At 72.5% G+C, this 24,367-nt stretch carries 18 protein-coding genes; 8 read left to right on the forward strand and 10 right to left on the reverse strand.

From position 1 onward, the window contains the following. The 5 genes from ACZ3TI_RS35030 to ACZ3TI_RS35050 form a co-directional block, all read right to left on the reverse strand. Positions 1-1,671, reverse strand: a 1,671-nt coding sequence (locus ACZ3TI_RS35030) for a glycoside hydrolase family 10 protein (RefSeq protein ID WP_465733658.1), incomplete at its 3' end; no start/stop codon positions are given. 283 nt (positions 1,672-1,954) lie between these two features. Then, positions 1,955-2,767 (reverse strand): hypothetical protein, encoded by an 813-nt coding sequence (locus tag ACZ3TI_RS35035; RefSeq protein ID WP_465733543.1) that lies wholly within the window; start codon positions 2,765-2,767, stop codon positions 1,955-1,957. Further along, positions 2,764-3,297, reverse strand: a complete 534-nt coding sequence (locus ACZ3TI_RS35040; protein WP_465733545.1) for a SigE family RNA polymerase sigma factor — start codon at positions 3,295-3,297, stop codon at positions 2,764-2,766. Before ACZ3TI_RS35040 ends, ACZ3TI_RS35035 begins: the two co-directional genes overlap by 4 nt. A 131-nt stretch (positions 3,298-3,428) precedes the next feature. Continuing rightward, on the reverse strand, positions 3,429-4,397 hold the full coding sequence (locus ACZ3TI_RS35045; protein ID WP_465733547.1) for an expansin EXLX1 family cellulose-binding protein: 969 nt from the start codon (positions 4,395-4,397) through the stop codon (positions 3,429-3,431). A gap of 211 nt (positions 4,398-4,608) precedes the next feature. Continuing rightward, entirely contained in the window at positions 4,609-7,230 is a 2,622-nt protein-coding gene (locus tag ACZ3TI_RS35050) for an RICIN domain-containing protein (protein WP_465733549.1), read from the reverse strand. A 397-nt stretch (positions 7,231-7,627) separates the two neighbouring features. On the opposite strand from ACZ3TI_RS35050, the gene ACZ3TI_RS35055 reads away from it, so the two are divergent. Then, on the forward strand, positions 7,628-7,990 hold the full coding sequence (locus tag ACZ3TI_RS35055) for a DUF1304 domain-containing protein (RefSeq protein WP_465733551.1): 363 nt from the start codon (positions 7,628-7,630) through the stop codon (positions 7,988-7,990). Between the two features lie 90 nt (positions 7,991-8,080). Here ACZ3TI_RS35055 and mmsB read toward each other — a convergent pair whose 3' ends face one another. From mmsB to chvE, 3 genes are all read right to left on the reverse strand, one after another. Further along, positions 8,081-9,316, reverse strand: a complete 1,236-nt coding sequence (mmsB, locus tag ACZ3TI_RS35060; RefSeq protein ID WP_465733553.1) for a multiple monosaccharide ABC transporter permease — start codon at positions 9,314-9,316, stop codon at positions 8,081-8,083. Positions 9,317-9,319: 3 nt separating this feature from the next. Continuing rightward, a complete protein-coding gene (mmsA, locus tag ACZ3TI_RS35065; protein WP_465733555.1) occupies positions 9,320-10,867 on the reverse strand; it encodes a multiple monosaccharide ABC transporter ATP-binding protein in 1,548 nt (515 codons plus the stop codon). Positions 10,868-10,962: 95 nt separating this feature from the next. Beyond that, entirely contained in the window at positions 10,963-12,057 is a 1,095-nt protein-coding gene (gene chvE / locus ACZ3TI_RS35070; protein ID WP_465733557.1) for a multiple monosaccharide ABC transporter substrate-binding protein, read from the reverse strand. Between the two features lie 581 nt (positions 12,058-12,638). Here chvE and ACZ3TI_RS35075 point away from each other — a divergent pair. The 5 genes from ACZ3TI_RS35075 to ACZ3TI_RS35095 all read left to right on the forward strand — a co-directional run bounded on the left by ACZ3TI_RS35075 (position 12,639) and on the right by ACZ3TI_RS35095 (position 19,059). Continuing rightward, positions 12,639-13,631: a LacI family DNA-binding transcriptional regulator gene (locus ACZ3TI_RS35075; RefSeq protein WP_465733660.1), complete on the forward strand. Its 993-nt coding sequence runs from the start codon at positions 12,639-12,641 to the stop codon at positions 13,629-13,631. A 326-nt stretch (positions 13,632-13,957) separates the two neighbouring features. Beyond that, on the forward strand, positions 13,958-15,667 hold the full coding sequence (locus tag ACZ3TI_RS35080; RefSeq protein WP_465733559.1) for a ribulokinase: 1,710 nt from the start codon (positions 13,958-13,960) through the stop codon (positions 15,665-15,667). Next, positions 15,664-16,371: an L-ribulose-5-phosphate 4-epimerase gene (locus tag ACZ3TI_RS35085; RefSeq protein ID WP_465733561.1), complete on the forward strand. Its 708-nt coding sequence runs from the start codon at positions 15,664-15,666 to the stop codon at positions 16,369-16,371. The genes ACZ3TI_RS35080 and ACZ3TI_RS35085 overlap by 4 nt, the downstream gene beginning before the upstream one ends. A gap of 11 nt (positions 16,372-16,382) precedes the next feature. Next, complete coding sequence (gene araA / locus ACZ3TI_RS35090; protein WP_465733563.1) at positions 16,383-17,891, forward strand: L-arabinose isomerase; 1,509 nt, start codon at positions 16,383-16,385, stop codon at positions 17,889-17,891. A gap of 97 nt (positions 17,892-17,988) precedes the next feature. After that, the gene (locus tag ACZ3TI_RS35095; RefSeq protein WP_465733565.1) at positions 17,989-19,059 is read left to right on the forward strand and encodes an aldose epimerase family protein; all 1,071 of its coding nucleotides are present in this window, start codon (positions 17,989-17,991) and stop codon (positions 19,057-19,059) included. 67 nt (positions 19,060-19,126) lie between these two features. Here the strand turns inward: ACZ3TI_RS35095 and ACZ3TI_RS35100 are convergent, their stop codons facing one another. Both ACZ3TI_RS35100 and xylA read right to left on the reverse strand, forming a co-directional pair. Next, complete coding sequence (locus ACZ3TI_RS35100; RefSeq protein ID WP_465733567.1) at positions 19,127-20,200, reverse strand: beta-galactosidase trimerization domain-containing protein; 1,074 nt, start codon at positions 20,198-20,200, stop codon at positions 19,127-19,129. 181 nt (positions 20,201-20,381) lie between these two features. After that, on the reverse strand, positions 20,382-21,554 hold the full coding sequence (xylA, locus tag ACZ3TI_RS35105; RefSeq protein ID WP_465733570.1) for a xylose isomerase: 1,173 nt from the start codon (positions 21,552-21,554) through the stop codon (positions 20,382-20,384). A gap of 96 nt (positions 21,555-21,650) precedes the next feature. On the opposite strand from xylA, the gene xylB reads away from it, so the two are divergent. After that, entirely contained in the window at positions 21,651-23,081 is a 1,431-nt protein-coding gene (xylB, locus tag ACZ3TI_RS35110) for a xylulokinase (protein WP_465733572.1), read from the forward strand. Positions 23,082-23,153: 72 nt separating this feature from the next. Then, entirely contained in the window at positions 23,154-24,347 is a 1,194-nt protein-coding gene (locus ACZ3TI_RS35115) for an ROK family transcriptional regulator (RefSeq protein WP_465733574.1), read from the forward strand. Positions 24,348-24,367: the final 20 nt, after the last annotated feature.

The raw sequence follows: 24,367 nt of genomic DNA on the forward strand, positions 1-24,367 counted from the left end.
CGACCAGTTGGTGAACGGAGCGAACGCCATCGAACCGTACGAGGAGCCGTTCACGTTCGAGGCGTAGACCAGGTGCTTGCCCTGGTACACCACGTCCGTGAAGTCCTTCAGCGCGCCCCACCCGTTCGCCGGCTGCGCCAGCGCACCGGTTGACGACCAGTGGTACGTCGACGGAAGAGCACACGAGCCACCCGGCGGCGTCGGTGCCGGAGTCGACGAACCGGACGGCCTGATGTTCCAGTGCTGGTTGGTGGCGCCCCAGGAGTCCCAGATCTGGACGGGAGTGCCGTTGGCGGTCTGGTTGCCGGGGGTCTCGAGGGCTCGGCCGCTGGCGACGTTGGTCAGCGTGTACGAGCCGTCGCTGTTCCTGGCGGCCTTCCAGTGCTGGTTGGCGCCGGTGTTGGAGTCCCAGACCTGCATCCGCGTCCCGTTGGCGGTCCGGCCCCCGGGTTCGTCCAGGACCCGGCCGCTGGCGACGTTGGTCAGGGTGTAGGAGCTGTCGTTGTTCTTGGTGGCGCGCCACTGTTGGTTGGCGGCGCCGCTGGCGTCCCAGACCTGGAGCGGGGTGCCGTTGCCGTTCTGTCCCGCGGGCTCGTCGAGGACGCGACCGGAGGCCACGCCGGAGAGCGTGTAGACGGTGCCGGAGGTGATGCCGCCGTCCGGGGTGCCGCCGCCGGCGCTGCCCAGGGTGGTGAGTACCGCGTTGTAGGCGGGCTTCCTGTTGCCGTTGTTGTCGAACAGCAGCGGGTTCTCACCGGTGCGCCACGAGTCCCTGTCACGGATGCCCCACACGGTCATGCCCGTACAGCGAGGGACGTTGAGGCAGTCCTGGACGGCGTTGGTGTACGCCGTGGTGGACGCCTGGGCGATGTCGAGTTCGGTGATCTGGACGTCCACGCCCAGCGCGGCGAAGCTGGACAAAGTGGTCTGGAAGCTGGTCGGCGGGCCGCTCGCGGCGAAGTGGCTCTGGAAGCCGACGCAGTCGATGGGTACGCCGCGGGACTTGAAGTCCTTGACCATGGTGTAGACGCCCTGGGTCTTGGCGTCGGACCAGTTCTCGATGTTGTAGTCGTTGTAGCAGAGTTTGGCCGCGGGGTCGGCGGTGCGCGCGGTGCGGAAGGCCTCCTCGATGAAGCCGTTGCCCAGCACGTTCTGGAACACCGAGTCGCGGTGCTGACCGCTGCCGCCGTCGGCGAAGGCCTCGTTGACCACGTCCCAGGCGTAGATCTTGCCCTTGTAGTGGCTCATCTCCTGGGTGATGTGGTTGGCCATCACGCTGCGCAGGGTGTTGGGGTCGGTGGTGGACTTGACCCAGTCGGGCAGTTGGGAGTGCCAGACCAGGGTGTGGCCGCGCATGCGCTGGCCGTGCGCGGAGGCGTGGCCGACGATCGAGTCGGCGGGAGCGAAGTTGAACGACCCGCGAGAGGGCTCGACGGTGTCCCACTTCATCTCGTTCTCCGGCGTGACCATGGTGAATTCCCGGTCGAGAACGCTGGAGTACGTCGAGTCGCCGAGCCGGCCCGACGCCACCGCCGTACCGAAGTAGCGGCCGCTGCCGGCCGCTGCCGCACCGAGTGCGGTCGGCGTGCCGGCATTCGGTGTGCGTGCGGCCTGGGCCACCAGCGGCACGGCAACACCCACGGCGGCGAGCACCACGGCGGTGGCGATCAGGCGGCGGGTTGCCGGACGGCGGCGATGAGAGCGGTTCTGATCTGGCAAAGGCTTGTCCTTCTGGTGTGATGGGGCCTTGGTCCCGGCCCTGGTTACCCGTCAGTTGCCGCCACGCGTGAAGAGGTTGCCGTGATCTCGGAGGATTTTTCGTCGAGCCGGAGAAGGGTGCGGTCCTCGTCCCGTCGGGGCGAGGCTGCGCGGACCGCGAGGGCGTCTGCGGCGGCCCGAAGGCGCCCGGACCCCGCCCCGCGGACCCCGCTCCGCGGACCCCGCCGTGCCGGCCTCAGCGTGCCGGGCCGAACCCTCCCCAGACCGAGGCGGGGCCGCCGGCCGACTGGGCGTCGACCCGGTAGCTGTCGTTCGCGGCGCTGCGCACGCCGGTGGCGTGGTTGAACTGGCCGGCGAATTCGTGCTGTCCGACCGGAACCGTGCGCCCCGGCTTGAGGACCCAGCGGTAGACCAGCACACCGCCGGACTCCTGGACGGTGACCGTGAAGTCCTCGCTCGGCAGGGTCCGCCAGTTCCCTGTGTCCCGGACCTCGCCGGTCTGGGCGATCCGCAGCTCGACGGTGAGCGAGGTGAGCGGCTGGCCGGTCTTGAGGACGAGGTCGTGCTGGGCCCAGTAGATCGTGCTGTGCGAGTCGACCGATCCCTCCGACCACAGCGATCCGTTCACGGGGCGGCTGCTCGTCGAGGGGGTCGGGCGTGGACTGCCCGGAGTGGTGGCCGGGGCGGTGCCCGGGGTGGGTGCGGGGAGCGGGGCGACGGTGCCCGGGGCGGCCGATGGCGTCGGCGAAGCGGTGACCGCCGGGGACGGGGTCTTCGTCGGGAGCAGGCTGGCCGGAGCGGTGGTGACGGTGTCCGACGGCGGTGGTGTCCGGACGATGCCGGCGACGGCCAGGCCGCCGGTCGCCAGGATGCCGGCGGTGGCGAGGCCGGCGAGGGCGGCCCGGGGCCACGACCTCACGACCGCCGGCGCGCGGTGGCGGACGGAGGGACCGGCCGCTCCGCGTTCGACGCGGGCCAGGATCCGTGCGCGGTCGGGTTGGTGGGCTTCGGCTGCCTCGCGCAGCTGCCGTGTGATGTGCTCGTTCACCGTACGTTCCTCCTTCCTGTCGCCAGTTCGCCGACCGCTCGTGCGCCGAGTGCGCGTTCCAGCTCGGCCATCCCCTTCGAGGTCTGGCTCTTCACCGTACCGACCGAGACGCCCAGCACCGCAGCGGTGTCCTTCTCCGACAGGTCGAAGGCGTGGCGCAGTACCACGCACGCCCGCTTGCGGAACGGCAGCCGGGCGAGCGCCGTACGGACGTCCAACACGGCGGCCACGTCCGGGCCGTCCGTTCTCTCGGGGGCGCGGGACCAGAACAGCAGGACCCGGCGCCGCTCGCGGACCGCGCTGCGGATCCGGGCCCGGGCCATGTTGGCGACCACCCCGCGCGCGTAGGCGAGCGGGTGGTCGGCCGCGCGGAGCCGGTCCCAGCGTTGCCACAGGGCGATCAGAGCGTCCGCGGCGAGGTCGTCGGCCGCGTCCGTCTCGCCGGTCAGGAGGTGGGCGAGACGGGCGAGTTCGGAGTAGTGGCGTTCGAAGAAGTCGTGGAACTCCGCGGACGCGTCATCGAGGAGCATTTCCCCCGGTCGCCCTCTCCCTGCAATGTGAGCGTTAACAAGCGGCATGAGCGTAGCAGTGCCCGTCTCCGGGGCAGGGCGGGGGCCGCCCCGGAGGGGGAGCACCGACGGCCGGTGGGCGGGCGGCGCGTTCAATGCCGGGCGAACTGGACTCGGGTCGGCTGGACGACGTTCGGCTTCACCGCGATCCCGTCGACGGTCAGTTGTTCGCCGTAGACGTCGGTGACCCTGATCGATCCGCCACATCCGCTGCCGTCGGGGGAGAGGAAGTAGTTGTAGTCGGTGCGGGACAGCTGCCGCCAGCCGCCGTTGGTCCGGACCTCCAGCGTCGCCACCGGGTTCCGGTGGCCGATCACCTGGATCCCGCACCACCACTGGCTGGACCCGGTCTTGTAGCGGATCGACAGTGTGTCCGGCGACGTGCCGGGGCTCAGCACCGTCCAGGTGACCGGGAGGCGGCCCACCGAGAGATCGGCCAGTTTGGCGAAGGCCTCGTGGCTGAGGTCGAGCTGCCCGGGCGCGCAGGGCAAGGGGCACTCGTTGACGATCCGCACCCTGATGCTCGCCCCGTTTGCGGCGCGGACGAGCACGGACGCCCCGCACGCCCTGGACGACTCGTAGTCGGTGTGGTTCATCGCCGCGATCATGAGGTCGTCGGACGGCCCGAACGAGCACGCACCGTTGCCGTCGGCGGCGTCGTAGGAGGTCGCGACGCCCTGGTAGTCCGTCCCGGGCTTGATCCGCCCGGACAGGGACGCCGTGGCGGATGCCGTGCCGGCACCGCCGGTGACGGCCGCCGGTGGCGGGGTGGCCCTGGTGGAGGTGGCGGTGGGGGCCGACGGCTGCGGCGTGGGACTGGCCGAGGGCGACGGGGTGCCGGCGGCGGTGGCGGCGGCCGCCGGTGGGTTGGTGACCGGCGGCGGTGCCGCCGAGGGCGTGGGATCGGCCGGGACGTCCGTGCCGGGGGGATCGCTCGGCTCGGCAGCCGCGGCCGAGGCAGCGGCAGCCGGCTGCGCGGCTCCGGTGCCGCCGCCCGGAAGGAGCGCGAAGGCCAGGCACACCAGTACACCTACCGCCACCAGCGCCAACGGAATGCCCATGACCAGCCCACGCCTGCGGTTCGACTGCGGGGCGGCGTGCTTCGTTGCCCTCATTCCCGTCCATTCGGTAGATCGACTCGACGTTGCACTGCCCAGTGGGCGCCGGGAACGGAAAGGTTGCCGCGCCGGCGCAGGTTTCTTCCCTGCGTTCTCCCGGGGCCGGCCCGTGGGAGGGCGGCGCAGGTCCCCGCCCGCCCACGGGCCGTGCCGGTCAGGACGGGTCGCCGTAGACCACGCCGCGGCCGTAGCCTCCGAGGTACACCCGGCCGTAGACGTCGGGGTCGCCGGCTATGACGTTGATGACGCTCCCGCCGAACTGGTGCTGGTCGTCGTTGATCCGGACCCAGGTCGAGCCGCCGTCGGTGGAGCGGAACAGGCCGATGACGCCCTTGACCTTCCCGCTCAGGTAGAGGGCCTGGTAGCCGGCCCCGGGCGCCGCCTTGCCGAAGCCGACGGCGCTCGCCTGCTCGACGCCGTCGAGCCTGCGGAAGGTCGCCCCGCCGTCGGTGGAGTGCCGCAGCCCGTTGCCCCCGCCGGCGATCCACAGGTCACCGGCGACGCCGGGAAGGGCCTTGAGCGGCCCGTCGCCCAGCCCGGTGGCCCGGGGGGCGAAGTGCCGCCCACCGTCGGTGGAGGCGTACAGGGTGCCGCCGCTGAGGGCGTAGAAGGTGTTCGCCGCCGAACGGTCGGCCACCACGGCCGCGTCCTTGGGCAGACCGGAGACCGCCGTCCAGGACGCGCCCCGGTCGGTCGAGAGGAACGGCGCCCGGCCCGCCGGGGTCCACACCACGGTGCCGCCGTCCGCCGAGACGGCCGTGGAACCGCCGCCCGCGTCGCCCACCGGAGCCGCCGCGAAGGGCGTCCAGCCGACCCCGCCGTCGGTCGACCAGGCGCCGTGCTGCGCGCCGCCGAGGCCGACCCGCACCACGAACGCCGGCTTGCCCTGGGCGAAGTCGATGCCGGTGGTGTTGGTGAACAGCGGACCGCTCAGCGCCTTGGCGGGGACCTTGGTCAGGTCGTCGTGCCGGAACCCGCTGACGTCGCCGAGCGCGCTGATCAGCGGCTGGCCGGGCGGCTTGACCAGACCGAGCGTCGCGGTCTCCTCCAGGCCCCTGGCCGGGACGGTCCAGTGCGTCGGACGCCCGCTGTCCGCCGCCGTCACATCGCCGCTGCCCCACAGGCCGGAGCCGGTGCCGTACAGCACGTGCCCGGAGTCGAAGGGGTCGATGGCCAGCGTGCCCATCCAGTGCCCGATACCGGTCCCTACGTAGGGCGCGGCCGAGTTGTCGCGTTCCGAGGTCGCGCCGAGCGCCTTCCAGGTGGCGCCGCCGTCGGTCGAGCGGTAGAGCTCGTCGGACGGCCACCAGCGGTCCAGCGTGGTGACCATCACCGTGGCCGGGTGCTGCGGGTCGACCGCGAGGCCGGCGAAGCCGTAGCTGCCGCTGGACGGCGAGACGTTCTTCCAGACTCCGGTGGCGGGTGTGTACTTCCACACCGAGCCGGCCGTCACCCCGTTCGGACCGGGCGCGTTGGTGTACGTCAGGTAGAACGAGCCGTCGCCGGACAGCACGCCGTGCTGCGGCAGCTGGCCGGTCGGCTGGCCGGGGACGGCCTGCCAGGTGGCGCCGCCGTCGGTGGACCGGTACAGCGACGTCGACTTGTCGGCGACCCCGACGTAGATCGTCCTGCTGCCGGACGGGCCGAAGGTCACGAAGGACAGCCCGACCCCGCTGCTCGCACCGTCCTTGACGGGGAAGGCGGCGACCTGGCTCCAGGTCACGCCGAAGTCGGTGCTGCGCCAGAGGCCGTTCTTGCGGGTGCCCAGGTAGAGCGTGCGGTGGTCGTCCGGGTCCACCACCAGGCGCTCGCCCATGGACCGGCCGTCCTCGTTGCCGCCCAGCTTGAAGGGCAGATCGGTGCGCTGGAACGTCCGGCCCTGGTCGGTGGAGCGCAGGATCGCGCCGTTGCCCGCCCAGTCGTTGGTGTAGGTGCCGCTGGCGAGGTACAGCCGGTCCGGGTCGACCGGGTCGGTCGCCAGGCTCTCGATCCCGAGCAGGTTCCAGTCGGCGCCGCCGATCCAGTCCGTCAGCGAGATCCACCGACCGGCGGCGGCGTCCCAGCGGTACGCGCCGCCGATGTCGGTCCGGGCGTACAGCAGGTCCTTGCGGGCGGGGTTGAAGACCAGTCCGGTGACGAACCCGCCGCCGACGATCTGCGCGTTGTGCCAGGTGTACCCGGCCGTGCCGGACACCTTGACCAGTCTCCACTGCTGGTTGGTGCCGCCGATGTCGCCGTACTGGATGAGGGGCACGCCCTCCTCCTTGCCGCCGCCGCGGACGTCCAGCACCATGCCGCTGCCGCGGGAGACGAACTTCACCGCGCCGCCGCCGACGTCCTGCATCCGCCACTGCTGGGCGGCGGCGGCGCGGTCGGTCTGCTGCTCGACGGCGGCAGCGGGCTGAGAGGAACCGCCGCGCACACCGAGGACCTTGTGGGTGCTGCGGTTCTCCAGCTCGTAGTAGCCGTCCCCCGCCAGCCGCAGTCGCCACTGCTGGCTCGCGGCCCCGGCGACGCGGCTCATCTGCCGGGCCCAGGCGCCGTCGGCGGCGTCCGCACCGGGCACGTCCAGGGCCTTGTCACTGCGGACGGACACCAGCGTGTAGTAGGCGTCGGGATCCACCGACGCCGCGTTGGAGTCGGCCTGCACGAAGAGCAGGTACGGACCGAGCACGCCGGGCACGCCCAGTGCCAGGCCCAGTGTGGTCCAGCGCCGGCGGTGGCGCCCGCGGGGGCGTCGACCACGACCGTTCGTCGTGGGGTCCGTCTCGTTCATGCGGGCTACTCCTTGCTTCGGCCCCGCCGCCGTGAACCGGCCCGTTCGGGCGGGGACACAGCGGTGGGCGGCGGTGTGATGGGGACGACCCGAGGGGCTCTCCGCCCTCGCTGTCACCTGTCAGTTGCCGCCGGTGCGACAGGGGTTGCCGCCGACCGGAAGGAATGTCGGCCGGGGCGTGAGCCGGAAGGACGGCCCGCCCGACCGGCCGAGGGTCACCGGGCGGGCACCACGGCCGGCCGCCCACCGACTCGGCCCGAGCGCGTTCCCGTGGGCCGTCGAGGTCTGCCTCGTGTCCGGGAAGGCGCCGGAGCGAGGCGGATGGCCCAAATCGGCGATTGGCAAGGGCCCGAACAAAATGCCGGTCGCGCTCCGGTCGCGGCGTAGTATGCCCGGCATGTCCACAGCTGCCGTGATCGCCGTTGTCGCGCTCGCCCTCCTTCACGTCTACATCCTGGTCCTGGAGATGTTCCTGTGGACCACGCCCCGGGGCCGGGGCGCTTTCGGCACGTCAGCGGAGTTCGCGGCCTCGACCAAGGCGATGGCCGCCAACCAGGGCCTGTACAACGGCTTCCTGGCGGCGGGTCTGCTCTGGGGCGCCTTCGCCTCCGACCCGGTCGGGTTCCAGGTGCGGGTCTTCTTCGCCTCCTGCGTCGCCGTCGCCGGCCTGTTCGGAGCCGCGACGTCCTCCCGCAAGATCCTCGTCGTGCAGACGGTGCCGGCACTGGTCGTGCTCGCCCTGGTGCTGTCGGCCCACTGATCCTCGTCCGAGGAGGGGCGTCCCGCCCTCCTGAAAACGGGACGGGCCGCGGTGCCTCCGCACCGCGGCCCGTCCCCGCCGAGCAGTTGGTCAGGAGCCGGCCCGGCGCTTGTTGTAGACGTCGAATCCGACGGCCGCGAGCAGCACCAGGCCCTTGATGACCTGCTGGTAGTCGGTGCCGACACCGACCAGGGACATGCCGTTGTTCAGCACGCCGAGCACCAGGCCGCCGATGATGGCGCCGAGGACGGTGCCCACGCCGCCGCTGGCGGAGGCGCCGCCGATGAACGCGGCGGCGATGGCCTCCAGTTCGAAGTTGATGCCGGCCTGCGGGGTGCCGGCGTTGAGGCGTGCCGCGAAGACCAGTCCGGCGAGGGCCGCGAGGACGCCCATGGTAGTGAAGGCGAGGAAGACGACCCGCTTGCTCTTCACTCCGGACAGCTTCGCCGCCGCCTCGTTGCCGCCGATGGCATACGTGTGGCGGCCGATGATGGAGTTGCGCATCAGGTAGCCGAAGCCGACCAGCAGTGCGCCGAGGATCAGCAGCACGATCGGCACGCCGTGGTAACTGGCCAGCAGCAGGGTGAAGGTGGCCACGGCCGCGGTGATCACGGCGAGCTTCGCCAGGAACAGTCCGAGCGGGAGCGGCTCCAGCCCGTACGAGGCGGTCTGCCGCCGGCCGCGCAGCTCCTGGAGGATCACGACGGCCAGCACCGCGAGGCCCAGCAGCAGGGTGAGGTTGTGGTAGTCGGTGTGCGGGCCGACCTCGGGGAGGAAGCCGCTGCTGATGCTCTGGAAGCCCTTGGGGAACGGCGCCACCGACTGGCCCTGCAGGAGGATCTGGGTGCCGCCGCGGAACAGCAGCATGCCCGCCAGGGTGACGATGAACGAGGGGATCCCCAGATAGGCGATCCAGAAGCCCTGCCAGGCGCCGGCGAGGGCGCCGATCGCCAGTGCGGCCAGCACCGCCACCGGCCACGGCACGTGGTGCTTGACCATCATCACCGCGGCGGCGGCCCCGACGAAGGCGGCCAGCGAGCCGACCGAGAGGTCGATGTGCCCGGCGATGATGACGATCATCATCCCGATCGCCAGGATGAGGATGTAGCCGTTCTGCTGGATCAGGTTGGTGATGTTGAGCGGCTGGAGCAGGATGCCGTCCGTCCAGATCTGGAACAGCAGCACGATCAGCGCGAGCGCGACCAGCATGCCGTACTGGCGCACGTTGCCCTGCAGCGCGCGGGCCAGGACGGAGCCGAGGGAGGGGCTCGGGCCGGCCTGCGGTGCCTTCGGGGACGTATCCGGGATGATCTCGGTCGGGGCCATGCCTCACACCTGCTCGTTGCTGGATGCGGCGCTCATGGTCATGAGCCGCATGAGGGATTCCTGGGTGGCGTCGGCACGGGCGACCTCGCCGGTGATCCGGCCTTCGGCCATGGTGTAGATCCGGTCGCACAGGCCCAGGAGTTCGGGGAGTTCGGACGAGATGACGAGCACGGCCTTGCCCTGGGCGGCGAGTTCGGCGATGACGGTGTAGATCTCCGCCTTCGCGCCGATGTCGATGCCGCGGGTGGGCTCGTCGAGGATCAGCACCTCCGGCTCGGCGAAGATCCACTTGCTGAGGACGACCTTCTGCTGGTTGCCGCCGCTGAGCGTGCCGGTCCGGGTGAACACCGTCGGGGCCTTGATGTTCATGGTCCGCCGGAACGACTCGGCGACCTTGGCCTCCGCATGCCGGTCGACCCGGCCGTACCGGGCGACCTTGCCGAGCGCGCTCAGCGAGATGTTCCGGCTGATGTCGTCGATGAGGTTGAGGCCGAGCTGCTTGCGGTCCTCCGTGACGTACGCGATGCCGTGCCCGATCGCCTCGGGTACCGTCCGGGTGCGGACCTCCCGGCCGTGCAGCCGTACCCGGCCGGCCGCCCAGCGCCCGTAGGAGCGGCCGAAGACGCTCATGGCCAGCTCGGTGCGGCCGGCGCCCATCAGTCCGGCGATGCCGACGATCTCACCGCGCCGCACGCTCAGCGAGGCGCCGTCCACCACCATGCGCTGCTGGTCGATCGGGTGCCGCACGCTCCAGTCCTCGACCTCGAAGGCGACCTCGCCGATATCGGGGACGCGTTCGGGGTAGCGGTGCTCCAGATCGCGGCCGACCATGCCGCGGATGATCCGCTCCTCGGAGATGCCCCCGGGGCCGATCGCGATGGTCTCGATGGTCCGCCCGTCGCGCAGGATGGTCACGGAGTCCGCGACCCGGGCGATCTCGTTCAGCTTGTGCGAGATGACGATGCAGGAGATGCCCTGCGCCTTGAGTTCGAGGATCAGGTCGAGCAGCTTGCGGCTGTCCTCGTCGTTCAGCGCGGCCGTCGGCTCGTCGAGGATGAGCAGCTTGACCTTCTTGGCCAGCGCCTTGGCGATCTCGACCAGCTGCTGCTTGCCCACACCGAGGTCGGCGATCCTGGTGTGCGGACTCTCGGCGAGGCCGACCTGGCGGAGCAGTTCGGCGGCGTGGGTGAGCGTGCGGTGCCAGCTGATGATGCCCCGGGAGGCGTGTTCGTTGCCGAGGAAGACGTTCTCGGCGATGGACAGGTACGGCACCAGCGCCAGTTCCTGGTGGATGATGACGATGCCGCGCTGCTCGCTGGCCCGGATGTCCTTGAACCGGCAGGGCTCGCCCTCGAAGAGGATCTCGCCCTCGTAGCTGCCGTGCGGGTAGACGCCGCTGAGCACCTTCATCAGGGTGGACTTTCCGGCGCCGTTCTCGCCGCAGATGGCGTGCACCTCACCGGCGGCGACGCTCAGGTTGACCTCGGAGAGCGCCTTCACGCCGGGGAACGACTTGCTGATCGACCGCATTTCGAGAACGGGTCCAGCCATGGTTGTGCGTCCGTATCGTTCGGGGCGCTGCGGGCCGGTCTCCCGGGCGCCGCACCGCCGGTTCGGCAGGGGCCCGGCGGACCGGGCCCGGCGGGCTACTTGAGCTGGTCCGCGGTGTACTGGCCGCTGTCGACCAGGACCTTCTGGTAGTTGTCCTTGTCGACGCTGACCGGCTGCAGCAGCTGCGCCGGGACGGTCTTCACGCCGTTGTTGTACTGGCTGGTGTCGTTGACCTCGGGCTTGCCGCCGGTGAGCAGTGCGTCGCCCATCTGGACGGCGGCCTTGGCCAGTTGGCGGGTGTCCTTGTACACGGTCTGGGTCTGCTCGCCCGCGATGATCGACTTCACCGAGGCCAGCTCGCCGTCCTGGCCCGTGACGACGGGCAGGGACTTCGCGGTGCCGTAGCCGACGCCCTTCAGGGAGGAGAGGATGCCGATCGAGATGCCGTCGTACGGCGAGAGCACGGCGTCGACGTGGGCGCTGGTGTACGACTTGCTCAGCAGGTTGTCCATCCGGGACTGGGCGAGCCCGCCGTCCCAGCGCAGCGTGGCGACCTGGTTGAAGTCGGTCTGGCCGCTCTGCACGACCAGCTTCTTCTGGTCGATGTACGGCTTGAGGACGCTCATCGCGCCGTTGAAGAAGAAGGTGGCGTTGTTGTCGTCCGGGGAGCCGGCGAAGAGCTCGATGTTGAACGGGCCCTTGCCGTCCTTGAGGCCGAGCTTGTCGGCGATGTAGCCGCCCTGGAGGACGCCGACCTTGTAGTTGTCGAAGGTCGCGTAGTAGTCGACGTTCGCCGTGCCGCGGATGAGCCGGTCGTAGGAGATCACCGGGATGTGGGCGTCGGCGGCCTTCTGCAGCACGTTGGTGAGGGAGGAGCCGTCGATGGCGGCGATCACCAGCAGCTTGGCACCCTTGGTGATCATGTTCTCCACCTGGGAGACCTGGTTCTCGACCACGTTGTCGCCGTACTGCAGGTCGGTCTTGTAGCCCTTGGCCTGGAACTCCTTGACCATGTTGGTGCCGTCGTTGATCCAGCGTTCCGACGACTTGGTGGGCATCGCGATGCCGACCAGGCCGCCCTTGGCGTCCCCCTTGGCCGCACCGTCGCCGCCGCCGTTGGCGCTCTGGCCGCAGGCCGCCAGCGAGAGCACCAGGCCCGCGGCGACCAGGCCCGCCGAAATCTTCCGCACAGTTCCTCCAGTGGTGTTCCACGACCGGCACAGTGCGTCCTCTGACTGGGCGCCTGGGAGCGGTCGGGCGGGGGGCCGGCCGGGAGCGGTCCCTCGGGCTGTGGGGCATCGGGGTTACGGTCACCCTGGCCTGGCGTGACATGAGTGTTAACGCTAACAAGAGCGACGTCAAGGGGCCTGGGATCACCGTTGGATCGCAGTGTGCCGCCGGTCGGTTCGGCCGGGACGGGGCGAGCGGACCCGGGCCCGTGCGGCCGACGGCCGGCTCACCGTGAACCTCCCCGGCGCCACGCTCCGGACGGGTGGCACGACCGCGAACCGTGAAGGCGTCGGCGGGGCCGAGATCACGTCCGCGCCGTGGCGGCCCGACCGGCCCTTTTGGCGGTTGGGGCGAACCCGTGCGCGTTCACCCGCCGCAACGGCCACATGTGGGCGGCCCGAATGGCTGGTAAGAAGAGAGCCGCTCGCTGAACCGAGGGTGACGGATCGGTGTGGACCCGGTCGCGTACTGTGGTCCGCAGCCGAGGAGGGGACTACGCGTGGGAACCGAGAGCGCTGGGACGGAACAGCGACAGCCCGTGATGGCTGACGTGGCGAAACTGGCTGGGGTGTCCCACCAGACGGTGTCCCGGGTGCTCAACGGTGCTCCGCACGTCCGGCCGGACACCCGGGACCGGGTGCTGGCGGCCATCCGGGAGCTGGACTACCGGCCCAACTCCGCCGCCCGGGCCCTGGTCACCCGCCGGTCGCAGACGCTCGGCGTGGTCAGCTTCGACTCGACGCTCTACGGCCCCGCCTCGATGCTGGAGGGCATCGAGCGGGCCGCCCGCAGCGCCGGGTACTTCGTGAGCGTGACCAGCCTTCGCTCCCTCGACGGCCGTTCGGTCCAGGAAGCTGTCGACCGGCTGCGCGACCAGGGAGTGGAGGGGGTCGTGGTGATCGCGCCGCAGACCTCCGCCGTCAGCGCGGTGGCCCGGCTCTCCAGCTCGGTGCCGGTCGTCGCGGTCGGATCGGGCAACCAGACGCAGGTGCCCATGGTGTCGGTGGGCAACCGCGAGGGTGCGGGGGAGGCCACCGGGCACCTCCTCGACCTCGGCCACCGCACCGTGCACCACCTGGCCGGACCGTCCAACTGGCTGGAGAGCCAGGACCGCGAGGAGGGCTGGCGCCTCACGCTGCAGGCGGCGGGGGCTCCCGTGCCGGACGTGGAGCGCGGGGACTGGAGCGCCCGCTCGGGCTATGAGGCGGGGCTGCGGATCGCACAACTCCCCGATGTCACGGCCGTCTTCTGCGCCAACGACCACATGGCCCTCGGGCTGCTGCGTGCCCTGCACGAGGCCGGTCGGGCAGTGCCGGAGGAGATCAGCGTGGTCGGGTTCGACGACATCCCGGAGGCCGCCTACTTCATCCCGCCACTGACCACCGTGCGGCAGGACTTCGGCGAACTCGGCAGGCGGGCCCTGGAACTGCTCGTGCGGGAGTTGGAGGGCGGCGCCAAGCCCTCCCCGGCCCATGAGCGGATCCCGCCGGAGCTGGTGCTGCGCCGAAGCGTCGGGCCGGCCGCCCGGTGGTGAAGCGCCGGCGGTTCGCGGCGCCCTGAGTCGCCCGGCTTTCGCAGTGGTCTACCAGGTGATCTCCCTTGACACCGTGAATGTTAGCGCTAACAATTCCTGTGAGCGCTAACAAGTAGCGCTCCTCCGAACTCCGCCGGCCGGGCGCTGCCATCCCGCTTCGGGTGCCCGGCCGGTGGCCCCTCGTTCCGCCCTTCATGAGGGAGAGGTAGCGGAACGGAGCCTGTCGCCGGTGCGCTCCCCCTGCCCCGGCCACGGACCGCGCCGGCGACAGGCGACCCAGGTTGCTCACGGCTCCAACGCCGTTCCCCCGTACGAAGGATGAGCACGTGACCGTCAATTCCGTTGCCCCCGACGCTGTCTCCGATCCGGACCGGTACGTGGTCGGAATCGACTTCGGAACCCTCTCCGGCCGCGCCGTGGTGGTCCGCGTACGGGACGGGGAGGAGGTCGGCACCGCCGTCCACGACTACCCGCACGCTGTCATCGAGCGCGAACTGCCCGGCATCGGGCGGCCGCTGCCGCCCGACTGGGCGCTGCAGCACCCCGCGGACTGGCGCGAGGTGCTGCGCACCGCCGTCCCGGCCGCGCTCGCCGCCTCCGGCGTCGATCCGGCGGACGTCATCGGGATCGCCACCGACTTCACGGCCTGCACCGTCCTGCCGGTGCTCGCCGACGGTACGCCGCTGGCCGAGACGTCCGCGTGGGCGAGCCGCCCGCACGCCTGGCCCAAGCTCTGGAAGCACCACGCCGCCCAGGCCCAGGCGGACCGGATCAACGCCCTGGCCCACGCCCGGGGGGAGAAGTGGATCTCCCGCTACGGCGGGCGGATCTCCGCCGAGTGGCAGTACGCCAAGGCGTTGCAGGTCCTGGAGGAGGACCCGGCCGTCTACGCCGCGACCGCCCGCTGGATCGAGGCCGCCGACTGGATCGTCTGGCAGCTCACCGGTGCCGAGAGCCGCAACACCTGCACTGCCGGCTACAAGGGCATCCACCAGGACGGGAGTTACCCGAGCGAGGACTACCTCGCCGCGCTCCACCCGGACTTCGCCGACTTCGCCCGCACCCGCCTGGAGCACCCGCTCTCCACGCTGGGCTCCCGGGTCGGCTCGCTCACCGCGCAGGCCGCCGAGTGGACCGGCCTGCCGGAGGGCATCGCGGTCGCCGCCGGCAACGTGGACGCCCACGTCGCCGCACCGGCCGCCCGCGCCGTGGACAACGGCCGGCTCCTCGCCATCATGGGAACGTCCACCTGCCACGTCGTCAACGGCGCGACGCTCGCCGACGTCCCCGGCATCTGCGGCGTGGTCGAGGACGGCATCGTCGCCGGCTCCTACGGTTACGAGGCCGGGCAGAGCGCCGTCGGCGACATCTTCGCCTGGTGGCTGCGCCAGGGCGTGCCCGCCGAGTACCTGGCCGAAGCCGAAGCCAACGGCGAGGACCTGCACCGGCTGCTCACCCGCAAGGCCGCCGCCCAGCCCGTCGGCGGGCACGGCCTGGTGGCGCTCGACTGGATGAACGGCAACCGCTCCACCCTGGTCGACCACCACCTGTCCGGCGTGATCGTCGGACTCACCCTCGCCACCCGCCCCGAGGAGATCTACCGCGCCCTGCTGGAGGCCACCGCCTTCGGCACCAGGGTCATCGTCGAGGCGCTGGAGCGGGGCGGGGTCCCGGTCACCGAGTTCATCGTCACCGGCGGCCTCAAGAAGAACGCCCTGCTGATGCAGATCTACGCCGACGTGCTGCGCCGCCCGGTCTCGGTGGCCGAATCGGAGCAGGGCCCGGCGCTCGGCTCGGCCATCCACGCCGCCGTCGCCGCCGGGGCCTACCCCGACGTACGGACCGCGGCCGACGCCATGGGCCGGGTGCAGCAGGGCGCCTACCAGCCCGACCCGGCCGCCGCGGACACGTACGACCTGCTGTTCGCCGAGTACCGGGCCCTGCACGACCACTTCGGCCTCGGCGCCGACAAGCTCCTGCACCGCCTGCGCGATATCCGGAACGCCGCCCTCTCCACCCCGAGCGAGGCCTTGTGAACGCGACCAAAGCGACCCACGGAACCAACGGAAGCAGCAACGGGACCGTCGACCTGATCCGCCGCCAGGTGAGCGACCTGCACCAGGAGCTGGTCCGCTACAACCTGGTGGTCTGGACTGCCGGCAACGTCTCCGCCCGCGTCCCCGGAGAGGACCTGCTGGTCATCAAGCCCAGCGGCGTCTCCTACGAGGAGCTGACCCCGCAGAACATGATCGTCTGCGACTTGGACGGCAACGTCGTCGAGGGCGACCACGCGCCCTCCTCCGACACCGCCGCACACGCCTACGTCTACCGGCACCTGCCCGAGGTCGGCGGAGTTGTCCACACCCACTCCACCTACGCATGCGCCTGGGCGGCCCGCGGTGAGGCCGTCCCCTGCGTGCTCACCGCGATGGCCGACGAGTTCGGCGCCGAGATCCCGGTCGGCCCGTTCGCCCTGATCGGCGACGACTCGATCGGCCGGGGCATCGTGGACACCCTCAAGGGCCACCGCTCGCCCGCCGTCCTGATGCAGAACCACGGCGTCTTCACCATCGGCAAGGACGCCAAGGCGGCCGTGAAGGCCGCCGTGATGTGCGAGGACGTCGCCCGCACCGTCCACCTCTCCCGCCAGCTCGGCGAACCGCTGCCGATCGCCCAGGCGGACATCGACAGCCTCAACTTCCGCTACCAGAACGTCTACGGCCAGCCCCAGGCCCGGTGAGGAGCCACCCCATGAAGAAGCCACTGGAGGGCCGCCAGGTCTGGTTCCTGACCGGAAGTCAGGGGCTCTACGGCGAGGACACGCTGCGCCAGGTGGCGGAGCAGTCCCAGCGGATCGCCGAGGCACTGGACCGCGACCCCCTGCAGCCGGTCGAGATCGTCTGGAAGCCCGTCCTCACCGACGCCGCGGCGATCCGCCGGGTCTGCCTGGACGCCAACTCCGCGGACGACTGCATCGGCCTGATCGCCTGGATGCACACCTTCTCCCCGGCGAAGATGTGGATCGCCGGGCTGGACGCCCTGCAGAAGCCGCTGCTCCACCTGCACACCCAGGCCGACGTCGAACTGCCCTGGCAGACCATCGACATGGACTTCATGAACCTGAACCAGGCCGCCCACGGCGACCGGGAGTTCGGCTACATCCAGTCCCGCCTCGGGGTGCCGCGCAAGACCGTCGCCGGCCACGTCAGCGACCCGACCGTGTCCGCCAGGGTCGCCACCTGGGCCCGCGCCGCCGCCGGCCGCGCCGAACTCCGCAGCCTCAAGCTCGCCCGCTTCGGCGACAACATGCGCGACGTCGCCGTCACCGAGGGCGACAAGGTCGAGGCCCAGCGGCGCTTCGGGGTCTCCGTCAACACCTACGGCGTCAACGACCTCGTCGCCGCCGTGGACGCGACGGAGGACGGCGACGTCACCGCCCTGGTCAAGGAGTACCAGGAGGCCTACCACCTCGCGCCCGAGCTGCGGACCGACGGGGAGCGCCACGAGTCGCTGCGCTACGCGGCGCGGATCGAACTCGGCCTGCGCGGCTTCCTCGAGCAGGGCGGCTTCCGGGCCTTCACCACCAACTTCGAGGACCTCGGCGGACTGCGCCAGCTGCCCGGCCTCGCCGTGCAGCGGCTGATGGCCGACGGCTACGGCTTCGGCGGCGAGGGCGACTGGAAGACCGCCACCCTGCTGCGCACCCTCAAGGCGGCCGCCACCGGACTGCCCGGCGGCACCTCCTTCATGGAGGACTACACCTACCACCTGGAATTCGGCCAGGAGCTGATCCTTGGCGCCCACATGCTGGAGGTCTGCCCGAGCATCGCGGCGGCCACCCCCTCCTGCGAGATCCACCCGCTCTCCATCGGCGGGCGCGAGGACCCGGTCCGGCTGGTCTTCGACGCCGAACCCGGCCCCGCGGTGGTGATCGGCCTCGCCGACCTCGGCGACCGCTTCCGGCTCGTCGCCAACGAGGTCGACGTGGTCGAGCCGCCGGCGCCGCTGCCCAACCTGCCGGTCGCCCGAGCGGTCTGGAAGCCGCGCCCGGACCTGCACACCTCCACCGAGGCCTGGCTGACGGCCGGCGGACCGCACCACACCGTGCTCTCCGGCGCGCTCGGCACCGAGGAGCTGGAGGACCTGGCCGAGATGCTCGGCGTGGAGCTGCTGGTGATCGACGACGACACCGACATCCGCCGGTTCACCAAGGAACTGCGCTGGAACCAGGCCTACCACCGCCTGGCCCAGGGGCTGTGAGACCCCGTCCGGCACCGGCGACGCCCGCCCGGCGGGCGTCGCCGCCTTCCCACCGGTCCCGCGAGAACGGAGCAATCCCGTGCCGGAAGAAGCGCTCGTGTCCCCGGGTGAACTGACCGTCTGCCAGGAGCTCGCCGCCGTCCTGCCGGGCGGGCGGCCGGTCACCCGCTGGACCATCGGTTCGACGGAGGGCCCGACCGCGGAGGTGCTCAGCCTGGGCGCCCGCCTCCAGGCCCTGCACGCCCCGGACCGGTACGGCCGGCTGGCGAACGTCGTCCTCGGTTGCGAGGGCGTCGAGGACCTGCTCGGCGAGGCCGCCTACCTCGGCGCCACCGTCGGCCGCTACGCCAACCGGATCGCCGACGGACTGCTGCCGCTCGGCGGTACCACGCACCGGCTGACGACCCAGCCGGGCGGCCACACCCTGCACGGCGGAACGGACGGCTTCGCCACCCGGCTCTGGGACGGCGTCCCGGTCCGGCAGGGCCGGCGGGCCGGTGTGCGACTGCGGCTGCACAGCCCCGACGGCGACCAGGGGTTCCCGGGGGCGCTCAGCGCCGAGGTGACGTACCTGCTCGACCCGGCGGGCGCGCTCTGGATCGGCTACCGGGCGACCACGGACGCCCCCACGGTCGTCAACCTCACCAACCACGCGTACTTCAACCTGGCCGGTGAGGGCAACGGCACGGTGCTCGACCACCTGCTCCGGGTGGACGCCCCGGGGTACCTGCCGGTCGACGCGGAGCTGATCCCGATCGGCCCGGTCGCCCGGGTCGCCGACACGCCCTTCGACCTGCGCGAGGCGGCGGTGCTCGGCGAGCGCGTCGCCGACCCGGACCCGCAGATCCGCCGGGCCGGCGCGGGCTTCGACCACAACTGGGTGCTCGACGGGAACGGGTTCCGCAGGGCCGCCGTGCTGAGCCACCCGGCCAGCGGCCGGCGCGTGGAGTGCCTGACGACGGAACCGGGGATCCAGGTCTACACCGGCAACCACTTCGACGGCTCGCTGACCGGCCGCTCCGGCCGCCCCTACCGCGCGTACGCGGGCGTCGCGCTGGAGACGCAGCACTTCCCGGACTCGCCCAACCGTCCCGAGTACCCCTCCACCGTCCTGCGCCCGGGCGAGGAGTTCCGCTCGACGACGGTCTACTGCTTCTCGGCGGATTAGCGGACCGTCCGTCGAGGGGAGCGGGGCGGCGGGCCGGCAGTGGCCCCCGCCCCCTTCACGTCGTTCGTCAGTCCGAGACGAAGACCCGGACGTCCCAGGCGCCGAGGGAGACCGACCCGGCGGCGGGCACCGAGGCACCGCCCAGCACGTCGACCAGGGCCACCGGAGCCTGGGTCCGGACGGGCTGCCGGCTCCAGTTGTGCACCACGTGGACGCGTCGCCCGTCGGGGGCCGTACCGGTGGTCGCGGTGACGGAGGCGGGCAGGTCGCGCCAGCCGCTCGCGGGGGCGGGCGCCAGCCAGGCGGCCAGCGCCCTGGCCAGGTCGCGTCCGGGCACCGCGCCGACGCAGGTCACCCGGCCCGCGCCGTGGGCACGGGTGGTGACGGCGGACCAGCGGCCGAAGTGGGGGTGGTCGTACCCGGCCAGCACCGTCGCGTCGGTGACCGTCAGGCCCTCGACCCACCGGTTCACGGTCGCGCCGGCCGGGAGCTCCAGCGGACTGCCGGGGACGGCGCGCAGCGGCAGGTCCGAGGACAAGTTGCTGAACTCGTCGTAGCACGCGCCCGCGGCGGCGGCCAGCCGCGGCGGAGCGGCCTCGTGGCGGGCCCGGGCCTCGTGGTCGGCGTAGCCGGTGCGGGGGCCGAGCACGAGGTGGCCGCCGGCCTCCGCGTAGGCCACCAGCCAGTCCAGCAGCGCGTCCTCGGCGAGGTAGAGCGCCGGGACGACCAGCACGGGGTGGCGCCGCGCGGCCTCGTCGGGTGCCGGACCCCGGCGCCCGCCCCGGGCGTCGTGCAGCTGCCGGGCGTGCAGGATCCGCACCTGGCGGCCGGCCTCGAAGGCGCCGCGGTAGAACGGGTCGAAGAAGCGCTGGTAGGAGGCCGGGTCCGGGCGGCCGTCCGGGGTCGCCAGCGGCGGGTACTTCTGCCCGCGCTCGTGGGCGCCGTCGAGCACCGGGGCCAGCCAGTCCAGCTCGAACCGGCCGTTCTCGGGCTCCCAGGTGGACCAGACCGACTCACCGACCCGGATGACGGTGAACCTCGCCCCGGCCATCAGGTCGAGGTCTTCCTTCAGCCGCTCGTACGGCTGGTACTCGGGGTAGTAGGCGGCGCCGAACAGCACGCGCGGGGGCAGCGGGAACACGGGTGCACCTCGGAACGTGGCGGGCCGCGGCTGCCGGGGCGGGGAGGAACTGCGGTGTCAGGAGGTGGTTCCGCTCACCGTGCCACCGGACCGGGCGACCGTGTGGGCGGCGGTGGAGCGACCGGCATGCGTCGGGGCCAGGTCGCGCCGGTGGCACGACCCGGCCCGGTCGGCGGTCCGCTCAGCGGGCGCCGAGGAGGTGTTCGAGCGCCAGCTGGTCCAGCTGCTCGAAGGCCATGCCGCGGCGCGCGGCGGCCTCGACGTCGAACTCCTCGAAGGCGGAGCGGTCCGCCAGCAGCCCGGCCAGGCCGTCCCCGGCCGTGGGCAGGGCCAGTTCGGGCAGCCGGGAGGCGGTGAGTGCGGCCTGCACCTCCGGGTCGGCCCGGAAGGCGCGGGAACGCTCGGCCAGCAGCAGGTAGTTGCGCATGCAGCCGGCCGCCGAGGCCCAGACGCCGTCGAAGTCCTCGGTGCGCGGCGGCTTGAAGTCGAAGTGCTTGGGGCCGTCGTAACCGGCCGTTTCCAGCAGGTCGACCAGCCAGAACGCCTGCCGCAGGTCGCCCGCGCCGAAGCGGAGGTCCTGGTCGTACTTGATGCCGGACTGGCCGTTGAGGTCGATGTGGAACAGCTTGCCGTGCCACAGCGCCTGGGCGATGCCGTGCGGGAAGTTGAGCCCGGCCATCTGCTCGTGACCGACTTCCGGGTTGAGGCCGACGCGCTCGGGGCGCTCCAGCTCGTTGATGAACGCCAGGGCGTGGCCGACGGTGGGCAGCAGGATGTCGCCGCGCGGCTCGTTGGGCTTGGGCTCGATCGCGAAGCGCAGGTCGTAGCCCTGCTGCTCGACGTACTCGCCGAGCAGGTCGAAGGCCTCCTTGAGCCGGTCGAGCGCCGTGCGCACGTCCTTGGCCGCGCCGGACTCGGCGCCCTCGCGGCCGCCCCAGGCGACGTAGACCGAGGCGCCGAGCTCGGCGGCCAGGTCGATGTTGCGGATGGTCTTGCGCAGTGCGTAGCGCCGGACGTCGCGGTCGTTGGCGGTGAAGGCGCCGTCCTTGAAGACGGGGTGGGTGAACAGGTTGGTGGTCGCCATCGGGACCTTCAGCCCGGCGTCGTCCAGGGCGGCGCGGAAGCGCTTGACGGTCTCCTCGCGGGTGGCGTCGCCCGCGCCGAAGGGGATCAGGTCGTCGTCGTGGAAGGTGACGCCGTGGGCGCCGAGTTCGGCCAGCCGCTGCACCGTCTCGACCGGGTCGAGGGCGGGGCGGGTGGCGTCGCCGAAGGGGTCGCGCCCCTGCCAGCCCACGGTCCACAGGCCGAAGGTGAACTTGTGCGCGGGGGTGGGGGTGAGGCTGTCGCTGGACATGGAGCGGCTCCGGAACAGTGCGGAGGGGTGTTTGTCAGGGCTCTCAACAAATTAGTATGCCCGAACCTGAGAAGGAACCCCCCATCGGAGGAACGCATGGCTGAGCAGCGTGTCGTGATCGGCGTCGACAGCTCGACCCAGTCCACCAAGGCCCTCGCCGTCGACATCGACACGGGCGCCGTGCTGGGCGAGGGCCGCGCCCCGCACCAGGTGAGCGAGGGCGCCGGCCGGGAGAGCGATCCCGAGCAGTGGTGGCGGGCGTTCGAGGAGGCCACCGCCGGGACGGGCTGGGCCGAGCGCGCCGCCGCCGTCTCGATCGCCGGCCAGCAGCACGGCCTGGTCACCCTGGACGCGGCCGGAGCGCCGGTGCGCCCCGCCCTGCTGTGGAACGACGTCCGCTCCGCCCCCCAGGCGGCCGAGCTGCGCACGGCGATCGGGCCGGCGGAGCTCGTCCGGCGCTCCGGAAGCCTGCCGACCGCCGCCTTCACCGCCCCCAAGTGGGCCTGGCTGCGCGCCCATGAGCCCGCCGCGGCCGACCGCGTCGCCGCCGTCCGCCTCCCGCACGACTTCCTGACCGAGCGGCTGACCGGCGAGGCGGTGACCGACCGCGGTGACGCGTCCGGAACGGGCTGGTGGGGGCCGGACGGCTACGACAAGGACCTCCTCGACCGCATCGGCCTCGACCCCGCCCTGCTGCCGCGGGTCCTCGCGCCCGGCGCGCGGGCCGGCCTGGTCCGCCCGGGGACGGTGCTGCGCGCGGGGGCCCCGGTGGCCAGCGGGACCGGCGACAACATGGCCGCCGCCCTCGGGCTGGGCCTGCGGCCCGGACAGCCGGTGCTCAGCCTCGGCACCTCCGGGACGGTCTACGCCGTCGGCCGGGAGCGGCCGGTGGACCCGAGCGGGACGGTCGCGGGCTTCGCCGACGCCCTCGGCGGCTGGCTGCCGCTCGCCTGCACGCTCAACTGCACCCTCGCCGTGGACCGCTTCGCCACCCTGCTCGGACGCGGGCGCGAGGAGGTCGAGGACGGCGGCACCGCCGTGGTGCTGCCCTATCTGGACGGTGAGCGCACACCGGACCTCCCCGGTGCCTCCGGTCTGGTCCACGGGCTGCGCCACGACACCACCCCGGGCCAGCTGCTCCAGGCCGCCTACGACGGCGCCGCCCACGCCCTGCTCACCGCCCTCGCCGACGTGCTGCGCGCGGGCGGCGGGGACGGGACCGGTGACGAGCCGCTGCTGCTGATCGGCGGCGGCGCCCGCGGCCGCGCCTGGCAGCGGACCGTCCTGCGGCTCTCGGGCCGGGCCGTCCGGGTGCCCGAGGCCCGGGAGCTGGTCGCGCTCGGCGCGGCCGCCCAGGCCGCCGCGCTGCTGACCGGCGAGCCCGCCGACGCGGTGGCGCGCCGGTGGCGCACCGCCGAGGGCCCGCTGCTGGAGCCCGTGGCACGGGACGACGTCGCACTCGAACGGATCGGCGATACCCTGCGTCAGGCCGGGGCCTTGCAGGGAGCCCCGGCCGAGGACCGGTAGGAGGGGCGGCGCGTGACAGTGGTCGGCAGAGCGGGGAACAGCCAGGGGAGCGGGCCCGCGTCGCAACAGGACATGCGGCGGCGGAACCTCTCGGTGGTCCTTGGCGCGGTCGCCGGCAACGGACCGCTCGCCCGCCCGCTGTCGCGCGCCGACGTCGCCGGACGCGTCGGTCTGACCAGGGCGGCCGTCTCCTCACTGGTCGACGAGCTGATCGGACGGGGTGCGCTCACCGAGGCGGAGACCGCACCCGACGGACGGGTCGGCCGCCCCGGACGCGCGCTCTCGGTGAGCGACGAGGGCCCGGCCGGCCTCGGTCTCGAGGTCGGCGTCTCGCACCTCGGCGCGTGCGTCGCGGACCTGCGCGGAGAACCCCGGGTGTGGCGCCGGGTGGAACGGACGAACTCCGGCCGGCCGCCCGGGCAGGTGCTGGCGGAGGTCGCCGAGCTGGCCGCCGAGGCGGAGACCGAGGCCCGCGCCCTCGGGCTGCGCGTCGAGGGCCGGGTCCTGGCGGTGCCCGGTGTGGTGCCGAACGGACCGGCCGGGCGGGTCGAGCGCGCGCCCAACCTCGGCTGGTGCGCGCTGGACGTCGCCGCGCACTGGCCCGAACCGGGCACCGTGCCCGAACCGGAGAACGAGGCCAACCTCGGGGCCCTGGCCGAGTACTGGAACGCCGAGCGGGCCGCGGCGACCTTCGTGCACGTCTCCGCGGACGCCGGGATCGGTGCCGCCCTGGTCCTCGACGGGCGGCTGTTCCGCGGCGCCCGTGGTTTCGCCGGCGAACTGGGCCACGTCCCCGTCCACCCGGACGGCCTGCCGTGCGCCTGCGGCGCGCGCGGCTGCCTGGAGCAGTACGCGGGACAGGCGGCCGTGCTGCGCGAGGCCGGCCTCGCGCAGCACATCCCGGCCGCGCCCGGTGCCGCGGAGGCCGGCGACCCGGTCGCCCTGCTGGCGGAACGGGCCGCCGCCGGGCACGCGCCGACCCTGGCGGCGCTGGACCGCGCGGGCCGCGCCCTGGGCCTCGCCCTCACCTCCGCCGTCGACCTCATCGACCCGGACGGCCTCGTCCTCGGCGGCACCTACGCCGAACTGGCCGAGTGGCTGCTGCCGTCCGTCCGGGCCGAGCTGGCCGACCGGGTCACCGTCCGCCCCTGGGCACCGGAGGCGCTGCGTCCGTCCGCCCTGGGCCGGCGCGGACCCGTGCTGGGCGCGGCGCAGACCACCGTCCGCCGGATCATGGCGGACCCCACCCTGCTGCCCGTCCTCTGACGGACCGGGAGCGCCTCGGG

It is taken from the genome of Kitasatospora sp. NPDC023120, assembly GCF_055560835.1.